Genomic DNA, 25,243 nt, shown 5'->3' on the forward strand with positions numbered 1-25,243 from the left:
GCGCGGGGTTGACACGGCCCGTGGCGCGTGCTGCGCCGTACCCACTCGCCCCCCCCGGCTCGTGCCCTGTGCATCGCGGGGGCCGCGTGTGACAGGCTGGAGGCATGACCGACGACGTGCTGCCGGAATCACTGAGTGCCGAGATCAACACCGTGCTCGACGAGGCGGGGGTCAGGACCGACCGACGACTCGTGCTGCGGATGATGCGAACCGCGCTGCTTCTGGGGGAGGACGGCACCGACCGACTCGACCTCAAGATCGCCTCGGCGGCACTGGCGGAGATGCGCGACGCCTTCCGGCTCTTCGCGCCGTTCGAAGGAGTCCCCAAGGTCACCGTCTTCGGCTCCGCCCGCACGCGTCAGGACGATCCGCTGTACGTCCAGGCGCGCGATGTCGCCGCTGCGCTCGCCGCAGACGGGTGGATGGTCGTGACGGGAGCGGGACCGGGCATCATGCAGGCCGCCGCCGAGGGCGCGGGTCCTGCGCTGTCTCTGGGCGTGTCGATCCGGCTGCCGTTCGAGGAGAAGGCGAACAGCCTCGTCGCGGGAAGCGACCATGTCGTCGCGATGAAGTACTTCTTCACCCGCAAGCTGATGCTGATCAAGGAATCCATCGGGTTCATCTGCCTCCCGGGCGGATTCGGCACTCTCGACGAGATGTTCGAGCTCCTCACTCTGCAGCAGACGGGCAAGGCCGAGCCGACCCCCATCGTGCTGCTCGACGAGCCGGGCGGCACCTTCTGGAGGGGACTCAAGCGCTTCATCGACGAAGATCTCGCGCCCACCGGCGTGATCTCCGAGGGCGACTTCGACCGCGTCGTCATCACGGACTCGGTGGAATCGGCTGCCGCCGTGATCGCCGGGTTCTGGCGCAACTACGATTCGCTGCGCTGGGTGGGCGACACGCTCGTGCTCCGTCTCCGCGCCGAGCCGACCGACGTCGAGCTCGACGCGCTCAACGAGCAGTTCGCCGGGATGCTGGTCAGCGGCCGCATCGAGCGGTCCGCACCGCGGTCACCGGAGGTCACCGACGACGACGTCCTGCATCTGCCGAGGCTCGCGCTCCACCTCGACCAGCGGCAGGTCGGCAACCTGTTCCGTCTGATCGGCGCGATCAATTCGCTGGAGTCTGCTCCCGCGCTCTGATGGCGGCGGCGAAGGCAGCCAGGTCGATCGATCGGCCGAGGATGCGCTCTGCGGCGCGGTGCCCCGAGTAGTAGGCGGCCCCCACGGTGGCGGGTTCGTCTCCCCAGGTGGCCTCGCCCGCGAAGTGCAGCACCCCGTCGACGGGGCCCGCGAGGTCATCATGATCATGATGCGAGGACCCGACGGCGAGGTGCGAGTACGACCCGTTCGAGAACGGGTCGTGTCCCCACCGGGTGATCCACCGCGCCGTGGGGGCTCCGACGGCGTCGCCGTACAGCCTGTGCAGGGCGGCGAGCACGTCCGCGACGATCTCGTCGTCGGTGAGTTCTTGCATCCTCGTGCCGAACGGTCCTGCCGCGAAAGTGAGGAGAGTCGGGAGACCGCTGACGGCCGATACGTCGTACCAGGAGTGCCAGTGCTCGCCGGCCTCGCCGAGCGCACGCAGCACGTAGCTGTCGTCGTCCCAGAAGCGCTCGGGGAACTGCAGGAAGATCTTGTTGAAGACCCCCATTCCCAGACGTTCCACGGGACCCGCGACCGCATCGGGCAGCGGAGGGGAGAAGCGGATCGAACCCGCCTTGAGCACGCCGAGCGGCACCGTGACCAGCGCGGTGCGGGCCGAGAACTCGCCGTCCGCCGTCGAGATCACGACTCCATCCGCCGTGCGCACCACACGGGTCACGACGTGGTCGAGTCGGATCTCGAGGCCGGCGGCGATGCGCCGGGGGAGCTCGTCGTACCCGTGAGGGAAGATCACCTCGTCGCCGTCGATCTCGTCCTCGTCGAGGCCGTGGGCGTCGAGATCGCCGATCCATGCCCCGCACTGCTCCTCGACCCGGTGGCGGAAGAACTCCCGGATCTCGTCGATCCGTTCCGGATCCAGGCCCGATCTGTCGAGCGCGCGCTCGGTGACATCGAGGTAGGTGTCGCCGGGAGAGGAATCCGCGATCTCCTCGACGAGCAGGCGATCGGCCTCGGTGACGTCGTCGACCCACTTCGCGGTGGCGGCACCAGCCATCCGCGCACCGTCTCCGTCGAAGTTCTCGATCGGGCGCCCGCCGGCCTGGAAACTGCCGACCGTGTACTCGATGGTGGACACGCCGAGTGCCTGCACGAGCTCCCAGAGAGGCGAGTCGTCGATCCCATGGACCCACGAGGCGCCGAGGTCCACCGGGAAGCCCGCGGAGCGGTCCGTGTTCATCCGGCCTCCGATGCGGTCGCGAGCCTCGAGCACGAGCACCGAGGCACCGGCGTCCGCCAGCATCCGCGCCGCGGTCACGCCCGACATCCCGGCACCGATCACGATCGTGTCGTACGTGGTCACTGGATCCTCCTGCGGGTGTCACCGGGCTGCGCTGCTCCGCACTCGTGGCACGGGCGGTGGGCACAGGGTATCGTGGTACGGATGTCGCGTGTGCACACCCGCGCGACGAGAGCTGAATAGGGAGTTGTCATGGATATCGAACTGAGTCTGCTGCGTGGGATCGAGAAGGAGAAGGCGATTCCCTTCGACGAACTCGTCTCGATCATCGAACAGGCCATCCTGACCGCCTACTCCAAGCACGTCTCCGAAGACGGCGCCACCCCTGAGGGCGTGCGCGTCGAGCTCGATCGTCGCACCGGCCACGTCGCCGTGCTGCAGGTCGTCAAGGACGACGAGGGCGCGATCATCGGCGAGGAGGATGCGACCCCCGGCGACTTCGGCCGCATCGCCGCGTTCGCGGCGAAGCAGGTCATCAGCCAGCGTCTTCGCGACATCGCCGACGACGTCGTGCTCGGCGACTTCAAGGACAAGGAGGGCGACATCGTCGCCGGGGTCGTGCAGCAGGGTCCGAACCCGCGCATGATCCACGTCGACCTCGGAGCCGTCGAGGCGATCCTGCCGCCCGAGGAGCAGGTCCCCGGCGAGGTGTACGCGCACGGTTCGCGTCTGCGTGTCTACGTCACCAGTGTCGCCAAGGGGCTCAAGGGTCCGCAGATCACGGTCTCGCGCACGCACCCGGGACTGGTCCGCAAGCTGTTCGCGCTCGAGGTTCCCGAGATCGCCGCCGGGCTCGTCGAGATCGTGTCGCTCGCGCGTGAGGCCGGACACCGCACCAAGATCGCCGTCAGGGCGAACGACCCGGCGATCAACGCCAAGGGTGCCTGCATCGGCGAGATGGGCCGCCGCGTCCGCGCCGTCACCGAGGAGCTCGCGGGCGAGAAGATCGACATCGTCGACTACGACCCCGAGCTCGCCCCCTTCGTGGCGAATGCGCTGTCGCCGGCGAAGGTGACCAGCTCGTTCATCCTCGACGCGAACACCAAGGCCGTGCGCGCACTCGTGCCGGACTACCAGCTCTCGCTGGCGATCGGCAAGGAGGGGCAGAACGCCCGACTCGCCGCCAAGCTCACCGGCGCCAAGATCGACATCCAGCCGGACAGCGTCCTCGACTGACCACGCGGCACGTACGACTCGCGGCTCTCACGTGAGTCGTACGGGAACTCAGGTGTAAGATGGAACCCGTACGAACGTGCGTCGGCTGTCGCACGCGTGCTCCCCGCTCCACTCTGCTCAGGGTGGTGTCCCAGAACGACATCCTCATCCCCGATGAGAGTGCTGTCCTGCCGGGGCGCGGCGCGTGGGTGCATCCGACACCGGAGTGCATCGACACCGCCCTGCGACGTCGCGCCTTCGGAAGAGCACTGCGCGTGACCAGCGACCTGGACACGCGGAACATCGCACAGCACCCACCAAGAAACAAAGGCTGAACAGCTATGGAAACAAAGTGAACGGCTCGAAATGAGACCCGTCCGCGACTAGTGGTCTGCCCTGTCTGGGTGGACCGACTCAGACAGGAGAATTGTGGCTGGTAAACCACGCGTACACGAGATCGCCGCCGAACTCGGCGTCGACAGCAAGATCGCACTTGCAAAGCTCAAGGAACTCGGAGAGTTCGTCAAGAGCCCCTCTTCGACCATCGAACCGCCGGTGGCGCGCAAACTGCGCGCGGCGATCGAGGCGGATGCTTCCCTGAAGCCGTCCGCAGACACGACAGCGGCAGCCAAGACCGGTGCGGCAAAGCCCGGTGCGGCAAAGCCCGGTGCTGCAAAGCCCGGTGCTACAAAGTCCGGTGCAGCCAAGACCGGTGCTGCCGAGGACGACGCAGCCAAGACCGGTGCGGCGACGCCCGCCGCATCGCGGCCCGGCGCGCCGACCCCTGGTCCCAAGCCCGGCCCCAAGCCGGCACCTGCTCCCGAGCAGCCCGCTGCTGCGGTCGACGAGGCTCCGGCCCCGCAGGCCGCCCCCGCAGCGGCGACGCCCGGCCCCGCAGAGGCCAAGCCCGCCGAGGGTGGAGCGCCGAAGCCCGGCGCCCCGCGCCCCGGCAACAATCCCTTCTCGTCGGCTCAGGGCATGGGTCAGCGCCCGGCCGGTCCGCGTCCGGGTAACAACCCGTTCGCGTCGGCTCAGGGCATGGGCCAGCGTCCGAGCCCGACCCCCGGCAACATCCCGCGTCCGCAGGCGCCTCGTCCGGGTGCCCCGCGTCCGGGTGCGCCTCGTCCCGGTTCCCCCCGTCCCGGCGCTCCGCGCGGCGGTCAGGGTGGTCGTCCCGGCGGCGCACCGTTCCAGCAGCGTCCGGGCGGCCCCGGTCGTCCCGGCGGCGCCGGTGGACCCGGTGGTGCAGGTGGCCCCGGCGCACGTCCCGGTGGCGGCTTCGCAGGTCGCCCTGGTGGCGGCGGTGGCCGTGGCCGTGGTCCCGGTGGAGGTACCGCAGGTGCCTTCGGCAAGGGCGGCGGCAAGAGCAAGCAGCGCAAGTCGCGGCGGGCGAAGCGGCAAGAGTTCGAGATGCGGAGTGCTCCGGTCGTCGGTGGCGTCAACGTCACCCGCGGCAACGGAGAGATCATCCGCATGCGCCGTGGCGCGTCCATCGCGGACTTCGCCGACAAGATCGAGACGCTGACCGGCTACACGGTCCAGCCCGGAACTCTCGTGACGATCCTCTTCAACCTCGGCGAGATGGCCACGGCCACCGAGTCGCTGGATGAGGCGACGTTCGAGGTGCTCGGTGAGGAGCTCGGCTACAAGATCCAGATGGTCTCGCCCGAGGATGAGGACAAGGAGCTCCTCGAGGGCTTCGGTCTCGACCTCGAGGCCGAGCTGGAGGCGGAGAGCGAGGACGACCTCGAGATCCGTCCTCCGGTCGTCACCGTCATGGGTCACGTCGACCACGGTAAGACCCGACTGCTCGACGCGATCCGTCAGACCAACGTCATCGACGGCGAAGCGGGTGGCATCACCCAGCACATCGGTGCGTACCAGGTCTGGACCGAGCACGAGGGCATCGAGCGGGCCATCACCTTCATCGACACCCCGGGTCACGAGGCGTTCACCGCCATGCGTGCCCGTGGTGCGCAGGTCACCGACCTCGCGATCCTCGTGGTCGCGGCCGACGACGGCATCATGCCGCAGACGGTCGAGGCGCTCAACCACGCCCAGGCGGCGAACGTGCCGATCGTGGTCGCGGTGAACAAGGTCGACAAGCCCGACGCCAACCCGGCCAAGGTCCGTCAGCAGCTGACCGAATACGGTCTGGTCGCTGAGGAGTACGGCGGAGACGTGCTGTTCGTCGATGTGTCGGCTCGTGCCAACACCGGCATCCAGGAACTCCTCGACGCGGTGCTGCTCACCGCCGATGCGGGTCTCGACCTCACCGCGAACCCGAACAAGGGTGCGCGTGGTGTGGCCATCGAGGCGAAGCTCGACAAGGGCCGCGGATCGGTCGCGACGGTGCTCATCCAGTCCGGAACGCTCCGGATCGGAGACGCCATCGTCGCCGGAACCGCGTACGGACGAGTTCGTGCCATGGCCGACGAGAACGGCGAGCAGGTCCTCGAGGCCTACCCGTCGCGTCCCGTGCAGGTCCAGGGTCTCAACTCGGTGCCTCGTGCCGGTGACGTCTTCATCGTGACCGAGGAAGACCGTATGGCTCGCCAGATCGCTGAGAAGCGTGAAGCGGTCGAGCGCAACGCGCAGCTGGCCAAGGCCCGCAAGCGCATCTCGCTCGAGGACTTCACCCGTGCTCTCGAGGACGGCAAGGTCGAGTCGCTCAACCTCATCATCAAGGGTGACGTCTCCGGTGCCGTCGAGGCACTCGAGGAGTCACTGCTCAAGATCGAGGTCGACGACTCGGTGCAGCTCCGCATCATCCACCGTGGTGTCGGTGCGATCACGGAGTCCGACGTGAACCTGGCGACGATCGACAACGCGATCATCGTGGGCTTCAACGTCCGTCCCGACACGAAGGCGCGTGAGCGTGCTCAGCGCGAGGGCGTCGACATCCGGTTCTACTCGGTGATCTACAACGCGATCGACGAGATCGAGAGCTCGCTCAAGGGCATGCTCAAGCCGGAGTACGAAGAGATCCAGTCGGGTGTCGCCGAGATCCGCGAGGTGTTCCGCTCCTCGAAGTTCGGCAACATCGCCGGTGTCATCGTGCGGTCGGGAACGATCACGCGAAACGCCAAGGCTCGTGTCATCCGCGATGGCGTCGTGATCGCCGATGGCCTCGCCATCGAGTCGCTGCGTCGTTTCAAGGACGACGTCACCGAGGTGCGCACGGACTACGAGGCCGGTATCGGCCTCGGTAAGTTCAACGACATCCAGATCGGCGACGAGATCGAGACGACCGAACTGGTCGAGAAGCCGCGCGGCTGATCGATTTCGATATCTCTTCGGGCGTCCTTCGCTCCGGCTCCTCAGCGGGCCAGCGAGACGAAGGGCGCCCGAAGGGTACGGAGAAGGAGAGAACAATGGCTGGTGAACGTCAGGCCCGTCTGGCCGATCGGATCCGAGTGATCCTGGCCGAGCGACTCGAGAAGGGGCTGCGCGATCCGCGCCTCGGCTTCGTGACCATCACCGACTGCCGTGTCAGCGGCGATCTGCAGCATGCGTCCGTCTTCTACACGGTGCTCGGCACGGAGGAGGAGCGGATCGCCAGCGGCGCCGCCCTCGCATCGGCCACCGGCATGCTGCGCAGCGAGGTCGGGCGGCAGCTGAGCACCCGACTGGTGCCGACGCTCGAGTTCATCCCGGACGCTCTGCCCGAGAACGCCGACCACATCTCCGCGCTGCTCCGCGAGGCGCAGCAGCGGGATGCGGAGGTCGCCGCGCTCGCCTCCTCGGCATCGCACGCAGGAGATGCTGACCCCTACTTGCATCCGGATGAGGACGACTCGCGCCCCTGACGTGTGCCTGCGCCGCTCCGAGCGTGCGGGCTTGCTAGCCTCACCTGAACGAGCGGATGCTCGTACGGACTTGGGGGGTTCGGCATCGACGGATCGAGTGCGCGGGGGGCGGTCTCGATCGACCCGGTCTCGCTGGAGGCCCTGGTCTCCGAACTGCTGGATGACGACCTGAGCTGTGCTCCGCACGTGGTCGCACGCCTCGTGTCGGAGGTGACCGGAGACGCGGCGACCGTCAGGGCGATGGCGGCCCGTCTCGATTTCGCGCAGCGTCAGGGGCTCAGGGCCCTGCCGTCGCCGCTGCCGTCGGTGCCTGAGATCGACGCGCTCTACGGGAGCCTGCGATTGACCGATCGCGATCGCGATCTGCTCCTGGCGGTGGCGCTGCACCTCAGCGACTCTCTCGAGCCGATCCTCGCCATCGACGGCCGCACGGCCGCTGAGCTGGCAGTCAGCCCGGTCGGGGATCTGATCGAGATGCATGCCGGAAGGATCCGACTCATCGATCCGCGGCTCGGCATCTGGTTGCAGGCCAGCACGGCTCCCTCGGACACCGTCGCCCTGCACACGCGTCTGCACCATGTCTTCCTGAGCCGCAGAGAGCAGGTGTGCGCAGACTGGCATGCGGCGAGATCGTCCACGTCTCGGAGCCCGGTGGCCGCGAGCGCGCTCACCCGCACAGCCCGCGTCCTCGCGCAGACGGGGAAGAACGTGCGGGCGTTCCAGATCGCCGGCGAGGCGGCAGCGCACACCTCCGGCGCTGAGCGCGACGAGGCCACGCTCGTGGCAGGGGTGTCGGCGATCGCCGCCGGCCACGCGGTGGAAGCCGTGCGCCTGCTCGTCGGGCTGTATCCCGATGCGACCGAGCGCCACCGGCTGCAGGGTCTCGGGAGTCTGCTGGTGGCCCAAGCCTTCGTCCGGGGTGCGGTGCCGGAGTTGGATGCCCATGCGTTCGCGCCTCGGACCGACGACCGCGACGACTGGTACTCCTGGACGCGAGCCGCGGCGCTCGCGGCGTTCCTCTGCGCCGAGCGCGGTGACCGTCGGGGGATGCGTGCCTGGCTCGACGCCATGAGGGAGGGCAGCGCGAAAGTGGGCGCAGACCGCTGCCTTCGCGATCCCGTCGTCGCCCTCTCGTGGTTGGTTCTCGGCGATCGGGACATCGACGATGCGCCGGGCACCGGGCCGCTCTCGCGCGGGATCCTCGGAGCGCTTCACGCGGGGATGGACGGGGACATCGATCGCGGTCTTCGTCTGCTGGCCGCCTGGGACACAGGAATGGACGAGGAGGTCGACCCGCTCGTCGCCGGGTGCGAACGCAGCCCGCTGGTCGCCGCCTACCGCGCGGTGGTCGAGGTGCTGCTGCTGATGTGGCGGGGCGATATCGGCGCCGCCCGCATCCGCATGATGAGGGCGGCTGTGGCCCTGCCCGTCGCGCTGCCGTTCGCCGGCCTCGGCGTGGTGATCAGTCGCCGCCTCGACCTCGCCGTGCTCGGCAGGCTCGGCCCCTTCGCCCGCGCCCTCACAGCGTCGCTCCCGGCGCCCCAACGGATCGATCGGCTGGTGGATCGGGGCATCGAGGCCTTCCTGGCCGGCGATGAGGAGGAGGCCATCGCGCTGATGCGGCTGTGGCACGATCGCGGAGCGCCGCGACCGTCGCTGTCCGTGCCGGGCCTGGAGGAGTCGAGCATCGAGACCGATGACGACCCGCCACGATCCGCCCCGATCGAACCGCCGGAGATCACGCTCGCCCGCGGGCTTCGATCCCGCATCCTGAACCTTCCCGCTGAGGAGTGGCAGACAGAGCGTGCCTCGATCTCCGCGGTGGCACGGACCCTCCGTTCCCCGTTCACCCGCGGTCGCGTGGAAGCCATGATCGGCATCCGGTCGATTCGCGATGGCGAGATCAGGATCGGTCGGGAGTACCTGGCAGACGCCCGACATCTCCTGGAGGTGTCGGGCGCGACCGCCTGGACTCGGGCCGTGGAGTGCCGGATCGACCGGGTGGATGCCGCAGAGACGGCGCCGAGCGCGAAGGACCCCCTCTCGTCGTCGCGGCGGGCGTGGGAGGCGCAGCTGACCGCCCGCGAGCTCGAGGTGGCCATGCTGGTCGTCGAGGGTGCGTCGAACCGCGACATCGCCGATGCGCTGCACGTGTCGGTGCGAACCGTCGAGGTTCACCTCGGCCGGGTCTTCGGCAAGCTCGACGTGCGCACGCGCGTCGAGCTCACGGTCCTGGCGCATCGGATCGGCGGATAGCGTTCCCGTTCGGGCCGATCGGCGCCAGACGCGGGGAGCTCTCAGCGGGGGAGAGAGATGAGCTCGCCGTCGGCCTCGGCCAGCCCGTCGGCGATGAGCGAGTCGATGGCACGGTGCCGCTGCAGAGGGTCCGGCCACTCGGGCAGTACGGAATCGAGCGGCACGGAGTCCGGTGCCGCATCCCGGAGGATCCTGAGCACCGCCCCGCGCGCCTGCCGATCGGACCCTTCGAACGCCGCCTGACGGCGACGGGCATCGCCGGTGTCGGGCCGACCGGCCGCCACCCAGGCGCACCCGTCGAGGAGCGGGCAGATCTCGCAACGAGGTGCTCTCGAGGTGCACACCGTCGCGCCGAGCTCCATCGCCGCGGCGTTGAACACGGCCGATTCCCCGGCGTCCTCAGGCAGCAGCGTCTCCATGAGGGCGAGGTCACGGCGGGACGGGGAGCCGGGCTGCGCCTGTCCGAGCACCGCGCGGGCCAGCACCCGGCGGGTGTTCGTGTCGACGACGGGGTGACGGTCGGCGTACGCGAACACGGCGACCGCTCGTGCGGTGTAGTCGCCGATCCCCGACAGGCCGAGCAGAGCCTCCACATCGCGCGGCACGACGCCGTCGTGGCGTTCCGTGATCTCGACGGCCGCCCGGTGAAGCCAGAGTGCGCGGCGGGGATAGCCGAGGTTCGCCCACTGCTGCACGACCTCGGCGGTCGTCGCCGCAGCGAGTGCCGACGGTGTGGGCCAGCGGGCGAGCCATGCCTCCAGATGCGGGATCACCCGATTCACCGGGGTCTGCTGGAGCATGAACTCGCTGACCAGCGTGCCCCAGGCGCCGAACTCGTCGTGGAACTCGGGTCGTCTCCACGGAAGGTCGCGTGCGGCGTCGCCGTACCAGCGCGCAAGAGGCATCGTCACGGCATCGGCGGGAGGGGGAGTCGAGCGCACCCACGACAGCCTAGGCGAACGGGGTCGAGCACAGACCGGCCGACGGCCCTCGGTGTCTGTGCCGATGCGGGGCGGGGCGCACCGTAGGCTTGAGGGATGGTCTCGCCCGGCATCCTCCTCGTCGACAAACCTGCTGGGCTGACCAGCCACGATGTCGTCGCCCGCACGCGCCGCGCGCTCGGCACCCGCAAGGTCGGGCACGCGGGCACGCTCGATCCGATGGCCACGGGGCTGCTCGTGATCGGTGTCGAAGGAGCCACGAGACTGCTCACGTTCATCGTCGGCGCGGACAAGACCTACGAGGCGACGATCCGACTCGGACAGACCACGGCAACCGATGACGCAGACGGCGATGTCCTGACCCGCGCCCCCGAGCAGGCCTGGACTGCGGTGACTCCGGCGCGCGTGGCCGCAGGCATCGCATCGCTCACCGGTGCGATCTCCCAGGTGCCCAGCTCCGTGTCCGCGATCAAGGTCGACGGGCGCCGCGCATACGATCGCGTGCGTGCCGGCGAGGAGGTGGTCCTCGCGGCGCGCGAGGTCACCGTCTCTCGGTTCGATGTTCTCGGAGAGCGCCGTGGTGACGGCTTCCTCGACCTCGATGTCGTCGTCGACTGCTCCTCCGGCACCTACATCCGCTCACTGGCCCGGGATCTGGGCGCCGACCTCGGGGTCGGCGGGCACCTGACGGCGCTGCGCCGCACGCGCGTCGGGGACTTCGATGTCGCAGATGCGGTGCAGGTGGATGCGGTGACCGAGTCCGCCCTGCTCACCCCTGCGGCCGCAGCCGTCCGAGTGCTCGACGCCCTGCGGGTGTCGAACGACGAGGCGAGGGATCTCCGCCACGGCAAGCGACTCGCGCAGCAGGCGGTGCGTCTGGGCGGTGCGCTCGCGGCCGCGATCGATGAGGACGACGTCCTCGTCGGTGTGGTCGAGAAGCGTGGCGCCGACCTGAAGAGCGTGATGAACATGCCCGAGGTGCAGCGATGATCCTGTGGCTGACTCTCGCGCAGGTGGCCGTCGCCGTCGTCGCGGGGCTCTTCTGCCTCGTCGCCGGCTTCGCGGGCAGACGCCCGAGCGACTACACCGTGGGTGCACTCGCCCTGGTCGAGCTGCTGCTCGTCGTGCAGGTGGTCGTCGCGATCGTGGCGCCGCTGGCGGGCAACCCTCCCACCGGCGATCTGCTCGAGTACTGGGTCTACCTCGTCTCGGCCGTGCTGCTGCCCGTCGGCGCCGTGCTCTGGGCTCTCATGGAGCGCAGTCGCTGGAGCACCGTCATCCTCGGGGTCGCCGCCCTCGCCGTCGCGATCATGGTGTGGCGCATGCACGTCATCTGGACGATCCAGATCGCCTGATCCGCTCGGGATGCCCGCCGCGCGCGCATCCCGTGCCCCGGCCCGGAACTAGAATGGGTGGCGCTATGAGCACCACCGTCCCCACCTCCCGGATGACCGGCATCGGCCGCGTCCTCGTGATCGTCTACGCCGTGATGGCGCTGGCCGCGACCGGTCGGAGCTTCGTGCAGATCTTCCGGCAGTTCGACGAGGCGCCGCTGGCCTACGCTCTCTCGGCGCTCGCCGCCGCCGTGTACATCCTCGCGACGCTCGCCCTCGTGCTCGCCGGACGTCGCGGCTGGTACGTCGTGGCCTGGGTGGCGATCGTGTTCGAACTCACCGGCGTGCTGGTGGTCGGTGCGCTGAGCATCTTCCTGCCCGACCTGTTCCCGCACGACACCGTGTGGTCGATGTTCGGTCGGGGGTACCTGTTCGTCCCGCTCGTGCTTCCCGTGTTCGGCATCTGGTGGCTCCGCACCCACCGACCGGTCGCGACGACCGAGGCACGGGCATCCGTCGAGGTCGGCGCATGATCGTCTTCCGCGACCCGAACGAGGTGCCGACCGACTTCGGCGCCTCCGCCGTCGCGATCGGCAAGTTCGACGGGGTGCACGCGGGGCACCGCGCGGTCATCCGCCGTCTGACCGAAGTCGCCGCCGAGTCCGGTCTGCGCACCGTCGCGGTCACGTTCGACCGCAACCCGCTCGCGGTGCTCCGCCCCGATCGGTGCCCCGAGAACGTGGTCACGGTCGACCGCAAGCTCGAGCTGCTCGGCGAACTGGCTCTCGACGCCACCCTTCTGCTGACCTTCGACGCGGAGTTCGCCTCCCGCAGTGCCGAGGACTTCGTCACCGGCATCCTCGTCGATGCGCTCCGGGTCTCGACCGTGCTGGTCGGCGAGGATTTCCGATTCGGCCACGGAGGAGAGGGCACGCCCGCGCTCCTGCGCGAGCTCGGTCCGCGGTACGGATTCACGGTCGAGGTGGTCGACGACGTCTTCCTCGAGGGCTCCGATCGTCGCGTGTCGTCGACCTGGATCAGGGAGCTCCTGATGGCGGGCGACGTGACCGCGGCCGCGCGGGTGCTCGATCGCAACGTCGACGTGCGCGGCGAAGTGGTGCACGGTCTCAAGCGCGGCCGCGAGCTGGGGTTCCCGACCGCCAACCTGTCGGCGTCCGTCGACTCCTTCGTGCCGGCCGACGGCGTGTACGCGGGCTGGCTCATCGACCACGTGACCGGTATCCGTCATCGGTCCGCGATCTCGGTGGGGACCAACCCCACCTTCGACGACGTGCTCGAGCGCCAGGTCGAGGCCCACGTCATCGGCGAGACCGATCTCGATCTCTACGGCCACGACGTGACCGTGGAGTTCGTGAGCCGGCTGCGCGGCATGGTCGCCTTCGAAGGCATCGAGAAGCTCAAGGACCAGATGGCCGCCGATGTCACCGACGCGGAGCGTGTGCTCGCCGGAGAGCGCTGACGGGATCCCGACTCTCCTGCGATGTTCTGCGCCCTCCTGCACGATGGCATAGGATTGGCGTCGGTGGTTCACGGTCCTCGCGTCAGTCGTGTCGACGATCACCGGAACCATCGTTCGTACGGTCCTGGCTCACGCCACACGCGGACATCGAGAACGGCCCCTGCATCCCCGGGGATGCTTCGGCCTTCACGCTCAGGAGGAGCATGCCGACCACGGCAACCGCCGCATCGCGGCGCAAGAAGACGTCTCGTCGCGACGACGAGGCACCACTCATCCCGATCCTCGCGCGCAAGGTGCGCGAGATCGAGGCGAAGTCGCAACGAGGAAAGCTCGGCCCCACGAATCGGGTCAAGTTCCAGGTGATCGCATTCCTGGTGCGCGAGGAGCGCGCCAGAGTGAAGGCGGACACCGAGATCGTCGATTCCGCCAGGGCGGAGCTGCTCAAGCGGCTCGACGGCGTGGCGACGATCCTCGCGAAGACCGCGGCGCGCGACACCTCGCTCATCCAGCTTCTCGAGGCGGATCAGGCGACGTCGCCCGTGGCGAAGCGCATGCGTCGCGACTGGCTGCTCGAATCGGGGGCCGAACTCGCCCCCGAGGAGCTGATCATCGCGGACGTCGCACCGGTGCAGATGCCCGTGGTCTCCGCGGCGATCGCCGAGCGCCAGGTCACGCCGCCGTCCGTCGAGGCGCGTCAGCTCGCGAACCCGTTCCTGGTACCGGACCTCACGCCGCGCGCGGCCACGACGCCGCGTCGTCGCCTGGACGGCTGGGAGCTCATGGGGCCGCTGTACAAGGCATTCGAGACGGGAGCCGGGGGAGGGGCGGCCAGCATGGACCTGCCTCCCGCGCCCGAGTACGACCACCTCTCGCCCAAGGGGCTCGAGATCATGGTGCACCAGTCCCGGTTCCTCGAGGCCGTGCGGGAGGGGCATCGGAGCTTCCTGCTCGCCGATGAGCCGGGCCTGGGAAAGACCGCGCAGTCGGTGCTGGCCGCCTCTGTCGCCGGCGCCTACCCGCTGCTGGTCGTCGTGCCCAACGTCGTGAAGATGAACTGGGCGCGCGAGGTCGAGCGGTGGACTCCGCAGAGACGCGCGACGGTCATCCAGGGCGATGGCGCGGACATCGACGCCTTCGCCGACATCTTCATCGTGAACTACGAGATCCTCGACCGGCACATGTCATGGCTCGCCTCGATCGGGCTTCGCGGCATGGTGGTCGATGAGGCGCACTTCATCAAGAACCTCAGCTCGCAGCGTTCGCAGAACGTGCTGTCGCTCGCCAATCGCGTGCGCGAGCGCACCCCCGGCGGAAAGCCGCTCATGCTGGCGCTCACCGGAACCCCGCTCATCAACGACGTCGAGGATTTCGACGCGATCTGGCGCTTCCTCGGCTGGACCACGGGTGAGAAGCCGGGACCGGAGCTGATGGAGAAGCTCGATGCGACCGGTTTCACCCCGGCCGACAAGGCCTTCTATCCCGAGGCGCGTGAAGCGGTGATCTCGATGGGGATCGTCCGTCGGAAGAAGAAGGACGTGGCCGCCGACCTGCCCGACAAGCTCATCGCCGACCTGCCCGTGCAACTCGACGACGAATTCGGTCGCAGCATCCGCCAGGCGGAGCGCGAGCTGGGCGAGCGGCTCGCCGCGCGCTACCGTCGCATTCTCGAGGCACGCGGCGACCGGGGCCTCGCGCCGGGAGAGATCGACGACGACATCGTGCGTCTGGTCGCCCAGAACGAGCTCGAGGAGTCCAAGGCCGCGGGAACCGGGGGCGACAACGTCTTCACCATGGTGCGTCGGATCGGACAGGCCAAGGCGCATCTCGCCGCCGACTACGCCGCCCAGCTGCAGCGTTCGGTCGGCAAGGTCGTGTTCTTCGCGAAGCACATCGACGTGATGGATCAGGCGGAGGCGCACTTCGCGTCGGTCGGGATCCGTGCGGTGTCGATCCGTGGAGATCAGACGACGACGACGCGCCAGCAGGCGATCGATGACTTCAACGGCGACCCGGGGGTCGGCATCGCCGTCTGCTCGCTCACCGCGGCGGGTGTGGGACTCAACCTGCAGGCCGCGTCGAACGTCGTGCTCGCGGAGCTGTCGTGGACGGCCGCCGAGCAGACGCAGGCGATCGACCGCGTGCACCGTATCGGTCAGGGCGAGCCGGTGACCGCGTGGCGGATCATCGCGGCCCACACGATCGACGCCAAGATCGCAGAGCTCATCGATCAGAAGCAGGGGCTCGCCGCCCGTGCGCTCGACGGCGAGGCCCTGGACCAGGCTGCGGCCGAGCCCGTGCAGCTCGGCGCGCTCATGCACCTGCTGCGCGAGACGCTCGCCACCTCCTGAGCGAGGATCGTCATCCGAGATCGGCGTCAAGAACCACGGTTCTTGACGCCGATCTCGCGTCCGAGGGGGCTCGATCGCGAATGTTCGGCAGATCGTGGCTGAACCGCGGTCAAGATCCGCGGTTTTCTACCTCTCGAATGGCGCCGGCACGTCGCAGACCGATAGTGTCGATCGCAGGCACCGTCGCCTGTTCCCTTTCCCCTGAACCCGTCTGAGGCAAGCATGAAGATCGGCATTCTGACGAGCGGCGGCGACTGCCCCGGACTCAACGCGGTCATCCGCGGCATCGTGCTCAAGGGCACCACCACGTACGATCTCGAGTTCGTCGGCATCCGCGACGGATGGCGGGGAGTCGTCGACGGCGACTTCTTCCCCCTCACCCGACACGAGGTCAAGGGACTCTCGAAGGTCGGCGGCACGATCCTCGGCACGAGCCGGACGAACCCGTACGAGGGGGAGCGCGGCGGAGCGGAGAACATCGCCAAGACCCTGTACGGCCACAAGATCGACGGCATCATCGCGATCGGCGGTGAAGGCACCCTCGCCGCGGCAGACCGTCTTGCGAAGGATGGCATCAACGTCATCGGCGTGCCCAAGACGATCGACAACGACCTGCGCGCGACCGACTACTCCTTCGGTTTCGACACGGCGGTGAACATCGCCACGGATGCCATGGATCGTCTGCGCACCACGGGTGACTCCCACCAGCGCTGCATGGTCGCCGAGGTCATGGGGCGCCACGTCGGATGGATCGCGCTGCACGCCGGGATGGCCGCAGGCGCCCATGCGATCTGCATTCCCGAGGTCCCCATGTCGATCGACGACATCTGCGATCTCGTCTCGAGCGCCCACGACCGCGGCCGCGCTCCGCTGGTCGTGGTGTCCGAGGGCTTCAAGCTGCTCGGCATGGACGAGGCATTCAGCGACAAGGGGATGGACGCCTTCAACCGGCCGCGTCTCGGCGGGATCGGCGATCAGCTCGCCCCCGCGATCGAACGGATCACCGGCATCGAGACCCGCGCGACGATCCTCGGACACATCCAGCGCGGTGGCTCCCCGTCGGCGTTCGACCGCGTGCTCGCCACGCGCCTCGGTCTGCACGCCGCCGATGCGATCGTCGAGGGCTCGTGGGGGCAGATGGTGGCCATGCAGGGCACCGATATCGTCCGGGTCCCGTTCGCCGAGGCTCTGGGCGAGCTCAACACGGTCCCACGCAGCCGCTACGACGAGGCTGCTGCTCTCTTCGGCTGAACATCGGGCCCCGCGGATCAGAGATCGAACTCCTGATACGGCGGGGCGCTCACAGTGGGCGTCCACCCCGGGACGCCCACCCTGCAGGGCTCACTCCCCGGCGAGCCCCACGGTGTCGAGGATCCAGGCCAGTTCGAACGCGCGCTCCCGCCACGAGTTGTAGCGCCCGCTGACGCCGCCGTGCCCGGCGACCATCTCGCACTTGAGCAGCGCGTCCGCGGCACCGGCGACGCGCAGCGCGGCGATCCACTTCGCCGGCTCCACGTAGAGCACGCGCGTGTCGTTGAGTGAGGTCACCGCGAGGATGCGGGGGTAGGCGACGCCGTCACGGACGTTCTCGTAGGGCGAGTACGACTTCATGTACTCGTAGACGTCGGCCCTGTGCAGCGGGTCTCCCCACTCGTCCCATTCGATGACGGTCAGGGGGAGCGAGGGATCGAGGATCGTGGTGAGGGCGTCCACGAAGGGAACAGCCGCCAGCACGCCGGCGAAGAGCTCGGGAGCGAGGTTGGTGATCGCCCCCATCAGCAGTCCACCCGCGCTGCCGCCCTCGGCGACCAGCGTCTCGGGGGAGGTGATCCCCTCGTCGACGAGGTGCCTGGCGCACGCCACGAAATCGGTGAACGTGTTCCGCTTGTTCAGCAGTTTGCCGTCCTCGTACCACTGGCGCCCCATCTCGCCCCCGCCGCGGACGTGTGCGACGGCGAAGACGATGCCGCGGTCGAGCTCCGAGAGGCGTGCGACCGAGAAGCCCGGGTCGATCGAGTGCTCGTACGACCCGTAGCCGTATAGGTGCACGGGGCGAGGCTCGGCTCCGGGAGCGCCGAACGAGCGCTTCCAGACGAGTGAGATCGGCACTCTCGTGCCGTCGGATGCCGTCGCCCAGGCGCGCTCCTGGCCGTAGTCGAGCGGATCGTAGCCACCCAGCACCGACACCTGCTTGCGCAGCTCGAGCTCGCGGGTCGCGAGGTCGAGCTCGTAGACCGTTCCGGGAGTGACGAACGAGGTGTAGCCGAGCCGCAGGAACGGCGAGTGCCATTCGGGGTTGCCGCTGACTCCTGCCGAGTACAGCGGCTCGTCGAAGACGACGTCCTCCACGGCATCCGTCGTGTAGTCGAGCAGCCCGACGCGCTCGAGCCCCTCGCTGCGGTACTCCACGGTAGCGAAGTCGCGGAACGCGTCCATGCCGAGAAGTCGTCGGCCCGGCTCATGCGCGAGCACCACGCGCCGTGCGCCGAGCGGGTCGACGGCGGCCACCGAGACGAGCTCGAAGTCCAGTGCGTCGTCGTTGTGCAGGATGTAGAGCCGGTCCTCGCCGCCGACCACCGCGTGCTCGAGCGAGTACTCCACGCCCTCGCGACGCGGCCACACGATCTGCGGCGCCGCCGTCAGGTCGCCGGACAGGTCGACCAGGTACTCCTCGCTCGTGATGCTGGAGCCGACCGCGATCACGAGGTACTTCCGGCTGCGCGTGATGCCCGCGCCGAGCCAGTACTTCTCATCGGGCTCGTGGAAGAGCTTCACGTCCTCCGCCACGGGGGTGCCGAGGCGATGCAGCCAGAGGGTGTCGGGGCGCCAGGCGTCGTCACGGGTCGTGTAGAGGATGCCGGTGCCGTCGGGGGTGAAGAACGCGCCTCCGGTGTCGGGGATCTCGTCGGCGAGTGTCTCGCCGCTCGCGAGGTCTCGCACGTGCACGGTGTAGAGCTCGTCGCCCTCGAAATCGGTCGCCCACAGCATCTTCGTGGCGTCGTCCGAGGTGTCGAAGGCGCCGAGCGAGAAGAACTCATGGCCTTCGGCCTCGACGTTGCCGTCGAGCAGCACGGTCTCTCCGGGCACCGGGACGCCGGGCTCGAGAACAGGGGGAGTCCAGTCGCCCTCGGTCGCCGCGGTGCGGCAGTGGATGCCGTACTGGGCGCCCTCCTCGGTGCGGCTGTAGTACCACCAGTCGCCGCGGCGGGTGGGGACCGACAGATCCGTCTCCTGCACCCGACCCTTGATCTCCTGGAACAGCGTCTCGCGCAGCGGAGCGAGGTGATCGAGCTCGGCGTCTGTGTGGGCGTTCTCGGCCTCGAGGTGCGCGATCACCTCGGGGGAGTCCTTCGCGCGGAGCCACTCGTACGGATCGTCGAACGTGTCGCCGTGGTGAGTGCGGAGGGTCGAGCGGCGGTCTGCGATCGGAGCATCAGTCACGGGATCCACGCTAGCCCAGGTCGAGTTGACCGGCACTCGGGAGGGTGGGAAGATTCAACGGGGCCGGTTAACGGAAGTCAAACCCACGGTGAACTCTTCGTTCGTCACGTCGATCACGTCGACACCTCCTTCTTCCTCAACGACCGAAAGCGACCGGTGGAAACCGCAGCCCTCATCGTCGTGCTGGTGATCCTGCTGGCACTCTTCTTCGACTTCACCAACGGGTTCCACGACACCGCGAACGCGATGGCCACGCCCATCGCGACCGGTGCCCTCAAGCCCAAGACCGCGGTTCTCCTCGCGGCCGTGCTCAACCTCGTCGGAGCCTTCCTCTCGACCGAGGTCTCGAAGACCGTCTCGCACGGCATCATCCGGGAGGACACGATCCAGGGCGATGCGTTCCTGCCCATGATCTTCGCGGGGCTGATCGGCGCGATCACCTGGAACATGCTGACCTGGCTGCTCGGTCTGCCCTCGAGCTCGTCGCACGCGCTGTTCGGCGGCCTGATCGGTGCGACGCTGGTCGGCGTCGGCGTCGGAGGAATCGACTTCGGCATGGTCCTGTCGAAGATCATCCTCCCGGCTCTGATCGCCCCGCTCACCGCCGGCATCATCGCCTTCGCGGCCACGAAGCTCGCCTACTCGATCACCCGGCGCTACGACGGCAAGCCCGACGGACGGGACGGCTTCCGGTGGGGGCAGATCTTCACCTCGTCGCTCGTCGCCCTCGCCCACGGCACGAACGACGCGCAGAAGACCATGGGAGTCATCACGCTCGCGCTGATCACCGTCGGCTGGCAGAGCAGCTCGCAGGCGGATCCGCACCTGTGGGTCATCATCGCCTGCGCCGTCACGATCGCCCTCGGCACGTACCTCGGCGGATGGCGCATCATCCGCACTCTCGGCAAGGGCCTCACCGAGGTCAAGCCGGCGCAGGGGTTCTCGGCCGAGAGCTCCACAGCCGCGACGATCCTCGCCTCCAGCGCGTTCGGATTCGCGCTGTCGACGACTCAGGTCGCCTCGGGGTCGGTCATCGGCTCCGGTCTCGGCCGCCGCGGATCCACGGTGCGCTGGCGGACCGCCGGTCGCATCGCGATCGGATGGCTGCTCACGCTCCCGGCCGCCGGCGCGGTCGGCGCTCTCGCGGCGCTGCTGATCACCTGGCTCGGCACCTGGGGCATCGCGATCGATGCGGTGCTCGCCCTGCTGGTCATCATCGGATTGTTCCTCCGTTCGCGCAAGGACGCCGTGACGCCCGCGAACGCCATGAGCGACGTGGCCGAGTCCGGTCTCGCGGTCGAGCACCCGGACATGCCGCCGCCCACCCGCCGTCAGCAGCGGGCGATCGAGGCGAAGGCCGAGGCCAAGGCGCGCGCCGACGCGCGCGAGAAGGCGAAGGCCAAGGCCAAGGCCGATGCCAAGGAGAAGGCCAGGGCGAAGGCCTCCAAGCGCGCACCGAGCACCGGCGCCGCGACCAGGATCGACAGTACCGAGACGACGGACAGCGAGGATGCGAAGTGAGCGTCGACATCGACTGGAGCGCTTTCCTCCAGGTGTTCCTCGCCGCTCTGATCGGCGCATGCGCCGTCGTGACCTTCTATTCGCTGGGGCTGCGGCTGCTGGTGCGCAGCGGCCGCGCGCCGGTCGTGAGCCCGGCCGAGTTCACGGACGCCATCACCGTGATCACCGAGAAGGAGCTGCGTCGTGCGGCCAAGCAGGCGGCGAAGGCCGCCAAGAAGAGTCCGCTGACCGAGGGGCAGCGACGGATCGCACTGCTCGGCGCCTACGGCTGCTTCGCACTGTGCGCCGTCGCCGTCGTCGCCGGCATCCTCATCATCGTCGTCGGGCACTGACCCTCATCGTCGTCGGGCACTGATTCTCACGGACGTCGGGCTCTGGCCCTCACCGAGGTCGGGCTCCAAGTCTCGTCGTCGGGCCGCCGGGCATCATCACTGTCCGGAGCAGCCCACGCTGCGGGGCTGCTCCGCCGTCTCAGCGCAGCAGCCCTGACACGAGACGGTCGATGATCTCGTCCGTCGAGGTGCCGGGATCGATCGGCGTGGTCAGTCGGTCGAGCAGCAGGCCGTCGATGGCGTAATGGAACAGCGCGATCTCGTGCCGTCCGCCCGGCAGGGAGGCGGAGGCGTTGAACGCCACGTCGGCTTCGAAGCCCGCGCGCTGCCACGCCCCGAGCAGCGCGGCGACTTCGGGTCGGCGGGTGCTCTCGAGGCGCAGCTCGAACAGAGCCACCGTCACGTCCCGGTCATCGCTGAGCCGTCTGACGATGTCGCGCAGGTAGTCGGCGAAGAGCTCGGCGCTCGGGGTCGCCGACGACCGACGCGCCAGGTCGTCCTCGCTCGGGGCGAGGCGCTCCCCGATGCGATCGACCAGTCCCTCGATGAGGGCGTCACGGCTGCGGAAGTAGTTCGACGTCGTGCCGACCGGCAGTCCGGCGGCCAGGTCGACGGCTCGATGGGTGAGCCCACGCGAGCCTTCCGTCGCGAGGATCGTCAATCCCGCATCCGCGATGAGTCGCCTGCGTGCCTCGTTCTTCGCCATCCGAGAACCCTATCGTCATCACTACACCTGACGTGGTGCAGAGCCGGATCCGGTGTCGGAGCGCGGCCTAGGCTGGGAGCATGTCAGCGCATTCCGAGAGCGAGCACGTCTTCGGTCGCCACCAGCCCGCGTCCCACGTGATCATCCACGTGAGCGACCCGCACTTCCTCGCCGAGGGTGCGCGACTGGGCGGACGGTACGACGTCGAGTCGAACTTCGCGCGGACGCTCGAGGCCGTCCGCGCCGTGCACCCGGACCCCACGGCGATCGTCGTCACCGGCGATCTCGCCGATCTCGGCGAACCCGACGCGTACCGGCGGCTTCGTGCGGCGGTCGAGCCCGTCGCCGAGGAGCTGGGCACCACCGTGGTGTGGGTCGCCGGCAACCACGACGAACGCCCGGCGCTGCGCGAGGGCCTGCTGGGACTGGAGCCGACATCGGATCCGGTGACAGGCGTCTGGGATCTCGACGGGCTGAGGCTGATCGCCCTCGACACGAGTGTTCCGGGCTGGCATCACGGCGATCTCGACGAAGACCAGCTGTCGTGGCTGCGCGATGTCCTCCGTGAGCCGGCGCCGCACGGCACGCTGCTCGCGATGCATCACCCGCCCCTGCCGAGCCACCTTCCGCTCTTCGACATCCTCGAGCTTCGTCATCAGGACGAGTTGGCCGATGCGATCCGGGGGAGCGATGTGCGCGGAATCCTCGCCGGGCACCTGCATTATTCCGCTCACGGGATGTTCGCCGGTGTCCCCGTCAGCGTGTCGTCGGCCACGTGCTACACCATGAACGTCGCGCGCCCGGCGGCCGACGTCAACGGGATGGATGCGGCGCAGGCGTTCCAGATCGTGCATGTCCGCGCCGACACGATCACCCACACGGTGGTGCCGGTGACCGATGCGCCGACCGCAGACGTGTTCTCGCAGGCCTGGATCGAGCGAATGGCGGCGCTCACCCCTGACGAGCGCCTCGAGGTCTTCTCGCGGAAACGCTGATCCGGGTGCGTATCCCGGTGCGCGCATGCGTGCGGGCGTAGACTTGGGACATCCCCCGCACTCCACACTCGCCACTACCCACAAGGATGTGACATGGCTTCTGCCGCGCCTACCCGTACCCGTACCGAGACCGATTCGCTCGGGAGCATGGAGATTCCCGCCGACGCCTACTGGGGGATCCACACCGCTCGCGCCGACGCGAACTTCCCGATCACCAAGCGTCCGATCTCGGTCTACCCCGATCTCGTGGTCGCTCTCGCGATGGTCAAGCAGGCCAGCGCGCGTGCGAACAGGCAGATCGGCGTCCTCGACGCCGAGCGGGCCGACCTGATCGACCGTGCGGCACAGCGGGTCATCGACGGCGAGTTCCACGACCAGTTCACCGTGGGCGTCATCCAGGGCGGTGCCGGCACCTCGACGAACATGAACGCCAACGAGGTCATCACCAACATCGCGCTCGAGCTCGCCGGCCGCGAGAAGGGCGACTACGCGTTCCTCTCGCCCATCGACCACACGAACCGCAGCCAGTCGACCAACGACGTCTACCCGACCGCGGTGAAGATCGGTCTCTCGCTCACGCTGCGCTCCCTGCTCGAGGAACTCGATCTCCTGCGGATCTCCTTCCTCAACAAGTCCCGCGAGTTCCACGATGTGCTGAAGGTCGGTCGCACCCAGCTGCAGGATGCCGTGCCGATGACCCTCGGCCAGGAGTTCCACGGCTTCGCGTCGACGCTGGGCTACGACCACACGCGCCTGACCGAGAACGCCTCGCTGATGTTCGAGATCAACATGGGCGCGACGGCCATCGGCACCGGCATCACCACCCACGCCGACTACGCACCCGCCGTGCTCAAGCATCTGCGCGAGATCACGACCCTCGATCTGATGACCTCCGCCGACCTGGTCGAGGCCACGAGCGACACCGGCTCCTTCATGTCGTTCTCGTCGACCCTGAAGCGCAACGCCATGAAGCTGTCGAAGATCTGCAACGACCTGCGTCTGCTGTCGTCGGGGCCGCAGGCGGGCTTCGGTGAGATCAACCTCCCGGCGATGCAGGCCGGCTCCAGCATCATGCCCGGCAAGGTCAACCCGGTGATCCCCGAGGTCGTCAATCAGGTCGCCTTCGCGGTCGCCGGCGCCGACATGACCGTGACTATGGCTGCCGAAGCCGGCCAGCTGCAGCTGAACGCCTTCGAGCCGGTGATCGCGCACTCCATCTTCCAGTCGATCACCTGGATGCGGCAGGCGATGTGGACGCTGCGGGTGAACTGCGTCGACGGGATCACGGCGAACCGCGATCGTCTGGGTGCGATGGTCGGTGCGTCCGTCGGTGTCATCACCGCGCTCACCCCCTTCATCGGCTACGCGGCCGCAGCCGCTCTGGCGAAGACCGCTCTGCTCACGAACCGCAATGTCGCGGATCTGGTCGTCGAGGCCGGACTGATGTCGCGCGACGAGGTCATCAAGCAGCTGTCGCCCGCACGTCTGTCGGGTCTCGAGGCGATCACCGCGGCGATCCCGATCATCGCCTCCGAGGATCTGATCGAGATCTGAGCGGAATCCGCAGATGACGAAGGGCCCGGCGGAGATCGCCGGGCCCTTCGTCGTCTGCGAGGGAGCAGAAGCTGCGGTCAGTCCTGCACGCGACAGTGCGTCGTCAGCTCGCCGATGCCGTCGATGCCGACGGTGACGGTGGAACGGTCGCGGAGGAAGATCTGCGGATCGCGGGAGTAGCCCGCGCCGCCGGGGCTCCCGGTGGAGATCAGGGTTCCCGGCAGCAGGGTCAGCGACTGCGAGAGGTGCGCGATGAGCTTCGCGACGGATCGCACCATCTGGTCGGTGCTGGCGTCCTGCACGGTCTGCCCGTCGACGACGGCCCAGATGTGGAGGTCCTGAGGATCCGCGATCTCGTCGGCGGTCACGGCGAAGGGGCCCGTCGGGGTGAAGCCGTCGAACGACTTGCAGCGCGACCACTGCGCCTCGGAGAACTGCACGTTGCGCGCGGTGATGTCGTTGACGACGGTGTAGCCCCACACATGGGACAGCGCCTCGGCCTCGGCGACGTCCTTCGCCGGGGTGCCGATGAGCACCCCGAGCTCGGCTTCGTAATCGACGGCCTCGCTCAGCGCGCGCGGCCAGGAGGTGGTCTGCTCATGACCGGTGAGCGAGTTCGGCCACAGCGTGAACACCGTCGGCGCCGCGTCGGTCTTCAGGCCGAGCTCACTGGAGTGCGCGGCGTAGTTGAGGCCCACGGCGAGCACCGCCGGGGGAGTGATGACGGCCGACGCGTAGTCCCACCCGTCGAGCGGATGCCGGGGAGCCTCGCCGCCGGCGACCGCAGAGCGCAGGGCGGCGAGAGCCGGCTCACCGCTCTCGATCAGCTGCTGCAGAGTCGCAGGAGGGTCGGTGAGGAGATCGGAGACGAGGATGGCGTCGGCCCCCTCCACCACTGCGAGATGCACAGCGGGGGAGTTGGCACGGCGCAGATGAGCGAACCGCATACTCCTACGCTATCCGGT

The 25,243-nt window shown here is 68.7% G+C and carries 21 protein-coding genes; 16 read left to right on the forward strand and 5 right to left on the reverse strand.

The annotated features are described in order from the left end of the window. Positions 1 to 104 precede the first annotated feature (104 nt). Positions 105 to 1,145 carry an LOG family protein gene (locus DXT68_RS06770; RefSeq protein ID WP_045255357.1) on the forward strand — a complete coding sequence of 347 codons (1,041 nt, stop codon included), beginning with the start codon at positions 105 to 107 and terminating at the stop codon, positions 1,143 to 1,145. Here DXT68_RS06770 and DXT68_RS06775 read toward each other — a convergent pair. Next, positions 1,114 to 2,469: a flavin monoamine oxidase family protein gene (locus tag DXT68_RS06775; RefSeq protein WP_082069043.1), complete on the reverse strand. Its 1,356-nt coding sequence runs from the start codon at positions 2,467 to 2,469 to the stop codon at positions 1,114 to 1,116. The two genes, DXT68_RS06770 and DXT68_RS06775, sit on opposite strands and share 32 nt — an antisense overlap. A 129-nt stretch (positions 2,470 to 2,598) precedes the next feature. Between DXT68_RS06775 and nusA the strand changes: the two genes are divergently transcribed. From nusA to DXT68_RS06800, 5 genes are all read left to right on the forward strand, one after another. Continuing rightward, positions 2,599 to 3,582: a transcription termination factor NusA gene (nusA, locus tag DXT68_RS06780; RefSeq protein ID WP_045255356.1), complete on the forward strand. Its 984-nt coding sequence runs from the start codon at positions 2,599 to 2,601 to the stop codon at positions 3,580 to 3,582. Between the two features lie 59 nt (positions 3,583 to 3,641). Further along, positions 3,642 to 3,896: a YlxR family protein gene (locus DXT68_RS06785; RefSeq protein WP_082069042.1), complete on the forward strand. Its 255-nt coding sequence runs from the start codon at positions 3,642 to 3,644 to the stop codon at positions 3,894 to 3,896. 94 nt (positions 3,897 to 3,990) lie between these two features. Beyond that, entirely contained in the window at positions 3,991 to 6,840 is a 2,850-nt protein-coding gene (gene infB / locus DXT68_RS06790) for a translation initiation factor IF-2 (protein WP_045255355.1), read from the forward strand. Between the two features lie 95 nt (positions 6,841 to 6,935). Next, positions 6,936 to 7,370, forward strand: coding sequence for a 30S ribosome-binding factor RbfA (rbfA, locus tag DXT68_RS06795; RefSeq protein ID WP_045255354.1), 435 nt, complete (start codon positions 6,936 to 6,938; stop codon positions 7,368 to 7,370). A gap of 186 nt (positions 7,371 to 7,556) precedes the next feature. Next, positions 7,557 to 9,626, forward strand: coding sequence for a helix-turn-helix transcriptional regulator (locus DXT68_RS06800; RefSeq protein WP_045255353.1), 2,070 nt, complete (start codon positions 7,557 to 7,559; stop codon positions 9,624 to 9,626). Positions 9,627 to 9,667: 41 nt separating this feature from the next. Here DXT68_RS06800 and DXT68_RS06805 read toward each other — a convergent pair whose 3' ends face one another. Further along, a complete protein-coding gene (locus tag DXT68_RS06805) occupies positions 9,668 to 10,531 on the reverse strand; it encodes an iron-sulfur binding domain-containing protein (protein ID WP_045255665.1) in 864 nt (287 codons plus the stop codon). Between the two features lie 132 nt (positions 10,532 to 10,663). Between DXT68_RS06805 and truB the strand changes: the two genes are divergently transcribed. From truB to DXT68_RS06835, 6 genes are all read left to right on the forward strand, one after another. Beyond that, positions 10,664 to 11,557, forward strand: a complete 894-nt coding sequence (gene truB, locus DXT68_RS06810; protein ID WP_045255352.1) for a tRNA pseudouridine(55) synthase TruB — start codon at positions 10,664 to 10,666, stop codon at positions 11,555 to 11,557. Then, on the forward strand, positions 11,554 to 11,922 hold the full coding sequence (locus DXT68_RS06815; protein ID WP_045255351.1) for a hypothetical protein: 369 nt from the start codon (positions 11,554 to 11,556) through the stop codon (positions 11,920 to 11,922). The genes truB and DXT68_RS06815 overlap by 4 nt, the downstream gene beginning before the upstream one ends. A 65-nt stretch (positions 11,923 to 11,987) precedes the next feature. Then, positions 11,988 to 12,434, forward strand: coding sequence for a hypothetical protein (locus DXT68_RS06820; protein ID WP_244268221.1), 447 nt, complete (start codon positions 11,988 to 11,990; stop codon positions 12,432 to 12,434). Then, positions 12,431 to 13,381 carry a bifunctional riboflavin kinase/FAD synthetase gene (locus tag DXT68_RS06825; RefSeq protein WP_045255349.1) on the forward strand — a complete coding sequence of 317 codons (951 nt, stop codon included), beginning with the start codon at positions 12,431 to 12,433 and terminating at the stop codon, positions 13,379 to 13,381. The genes DXT68_RS06820 and DXT68_RS06825 overlap by 4 nt, the downstream gene beginning before the upstream one ends. A gap of 203 nt (positions 13,382 to 13,584) precedes the next feature. Continuing rightward, a complete protein-coding gene (locus tag DXT68_RS06830; RefSeq protein ID WP_045255348.1) occupies positions 13,585 to 15,729 on the forward strand; it encodes a DEAD/DEAH box helicase in 2,145 nt (714 codons plus the stop codon). Between the two features lie 222 nt (positions 15,730 to 15,951). Continuing rightward, a complete protein-coding gene (locus DXT68_RS06835) occupies positions 15,952 to 16,980 on the forward strand; it encodes an ATP-dependent 6-phosphofructokinase (RefSeq protein WP_045255347.1) in 1,029 nt (342 codons plus the stop codon). Positions 16,981 to 17,070: 90 nt separating this feature from the next. Here DXT68_RS06835 and DXT68_RS06840 read toward each other — a convergent pair whose 3' ends face one another. Further along, the gene (locus tag DXT68_RS06840; protein WP_045255346.1) at positions 17,071 to 19,170 is read right to left on the reverse strand and encodes a S9 family peptidase; all 2,100 of its coding nucleotides are present in this window, start codon (positions 19,168 to 19,170) and stop codon (positions 17,071 to 17,073) included. Positions 19,171 to 19,326: 156 nt separating this feature from the next. Here DXT68_RS06840 and DXT68_RS06845 point away from each other — a divergent pair, with 156 nt between their 5' ends. Together DXT68_RS06845 and DXT68_RS06850 are read left to right on the forward strand one after the other, a co-directional pair. Continuing rightward, positions 19,327 to 20,691: an inorganic phosphate transporter gene (locus DXT68_RS06845; protein ID WP_045255345.1), complete on the forward strand. Its 1,365-nt coding sequence runs from the start codon at positions 19,327 to 19,329 to the stop codon at positions 20,689 to 20,691. Beyond that, a complete protein-coding gene (locus tag DXT68_RS06850) occupies positions 20,688 to 21,023 on the forward strand; it encodes a hypothetical protein (RefSeq protein ID WP_045255344.1) in 336 nt (111 codons plus the stop codon). Before DXT68_RS06845 ends, DXT68_RS06850 begins: the two co-directional genes overlap by 4 nt. Positions 21,024 to 21,162: 139 nt before the next feature. Here the strand turns inward: DXT68_RS06850 and DXT68_RS06855 are convergent, their stop codons facing one another. After that, a complete protein-coding gene (locus DXT68_RS06855; RefSeq protein WP_045255343.1) occupies positions 21,163 to 21,729 on the reverse strand; it encodes a TetR/AcrR family transcriptional regulator in 567 nt (188 codons plus the stop codon). Positions 21,730 to 21,809: 80 nt separating this feature from the next. Between DXT68_RS06855 and DXT68_RS06860 the strand changes: the two genes are divergently transcribed. Both DXT68_RS06860 and DXT68_RS06865 read left to right on the forward strand, forming a co-directional pair. Then, positions 21,810 to 22,724 carry a metallophosphoesterase gene (locus DXT68_RS06860; protein WP_045255342.1) on the forward strand — a complete coding sequence of 305 codons (915 nt, stop codon included), beginning with the start codon at positions 21,810 to 21,812 and terminating at the stop codon, positions 22,722 to 22,724. A 93-nt stretch (positions 22,725 to 22,817) separates the two neighbouring features. After that, entirely contained in the window at positions 22,818 to 24,278 is a 1,461-nt protein-coding gene (locus tag DXT68_RS06865) for an aspartate ammonia-lyase (RefSeq protein WP_045255341.1), read from the forward strand. A gap of 77 nt (positions 24,279 to 24,355) precedes the next feature. Here the strand turns inward: DXT68_RS06865 and DXT68_RS06870 are convergent, their stop codons facing one another. After that, complete coding sequence (locus DXT68_RS06870) at positions 24,356 to 25,225, reverse strand: fumarylacetoacetate hydrolase family protein (RefSeq protein ID WP_045255340.1); 870 nt, start codon at positions 25,223 to 25,225, stop codon at positions 24,356 to 24,358. Between the last annotated feature and the right edge of the window lie 18 nt (positions 25,226 to 25,243).

The organism is Microbacterium foliorum (assembly GCF_003367705.1).
Lineage (GTDB): Bacteria > Actinomycetota > Actinomycetes > Actinomycetales > Microbacteriaceae > Microbacterium > Microbacterium foliorum.

Bases quoted from the DNA above. Each gene is read 5' to 3' on its own strand.
- DXT68_RS06835 (WP_045255347.1), top strand. From the start codon at position 15,952: ATGAAGATCGGCATTCTGACGAGCGGCGGCGACTGCCCCGGACTCAAC.
- nusA (WP_045255356.1), top strand. From the start codon at position 2,599: ATGGATATCGAACTGAGTCTGCTGCGTGGGATCGAGAAGGAGAAGGCG.
- DXT68_RS06805 (WP_045255665.1), bottom strand. From the start codon at position 10,531: ATGCCTCTTGCGCGCTGGTACGGCGACGCCGCACGCGACCTTCCGTGG.
- rbfA (WP_045255354.1), top strand. From the start codon at position 6,936: ATGGCTGGTGAACGTCAGGCCCGTCTGGCCGATCGGATCCGAGTGATC.
- DXT68_RS06820 (WP_244268221.1), top strand. From the start codon at position 11,988: ATGAGCACCACCGTCCCCACCTCCCGGATGACCGGCATCGGCCGCGTC.
- DXT68_RS06770 (WP_045255357.1), top strand. From the start codon at position 105: ATGACCGACGACGTGCTGCCGGAATCACTGAGTGCCGAGATCAACACC.
- DXT68_RS06855 (WP_045255343.1), bottom strand. From the start codon at position 21,729: ATGGCGAAGAACGAGGCACGCAGGCGACTCATCGCGGATGCGGGATTG.
- DXT68_RS06860 (WP_045255342.1), top strand. From the start codon at position 21,810: ATGTCAGCGCATTCCGAGAGCGAGCACGTCTTCGGTCGCCACCAGCCC.
- DXT68_RS06815 (WP_045255351.1), top strand. From the start codon at position 11,554: ATGATCCTGTGGCTGACTCTCGCGCAGGTGGCCGTCGCCGTCGTCGCG.
- DXT68_RS06825 (WP_045255349.1), top strand. From the start codon at position 12,431: ATGATCGTCTTCCGCGACCCGAACGAGGTGCCGACCGACTTCGGCGCC.
- truB (WP_045255352.1), top strand. From the start codon at position 10,664: ATGGTCTCGCCCGGCATCCTCCTCGTCGACAAACCTGCTGGGCTGACC.
- DXT68_RS06785 (WP_082069042.1), top strand. From the start codon at position 3,642: ATGGAACCCGTACGAACGTGCGTCGGCTGTCGCACGCGTGCTCCCCGC.
- DXT68_RS06865 (WP_045255341.1), top strand. From the start codon at position 22,818: ATGGCTTCTGCCGCGCCTACCCGTACCCGTACCGAGACCGATTCGCTC.
- DXT68_RS06870 (WP_045255340.1), bottom strand. From the start codon at position 25,225: ATGCGGTTCGCTCATCTGCGCCGTGCCAACTCCCCCGCTGTGCATCTC.
- DXT68_RS06830 (WP_045255348.1), top strand. From the start codon at position 13,585: ATGCCGACCACGGCAACCGCCGCATCGCGGCGCAAGAAGACGTCTCGT.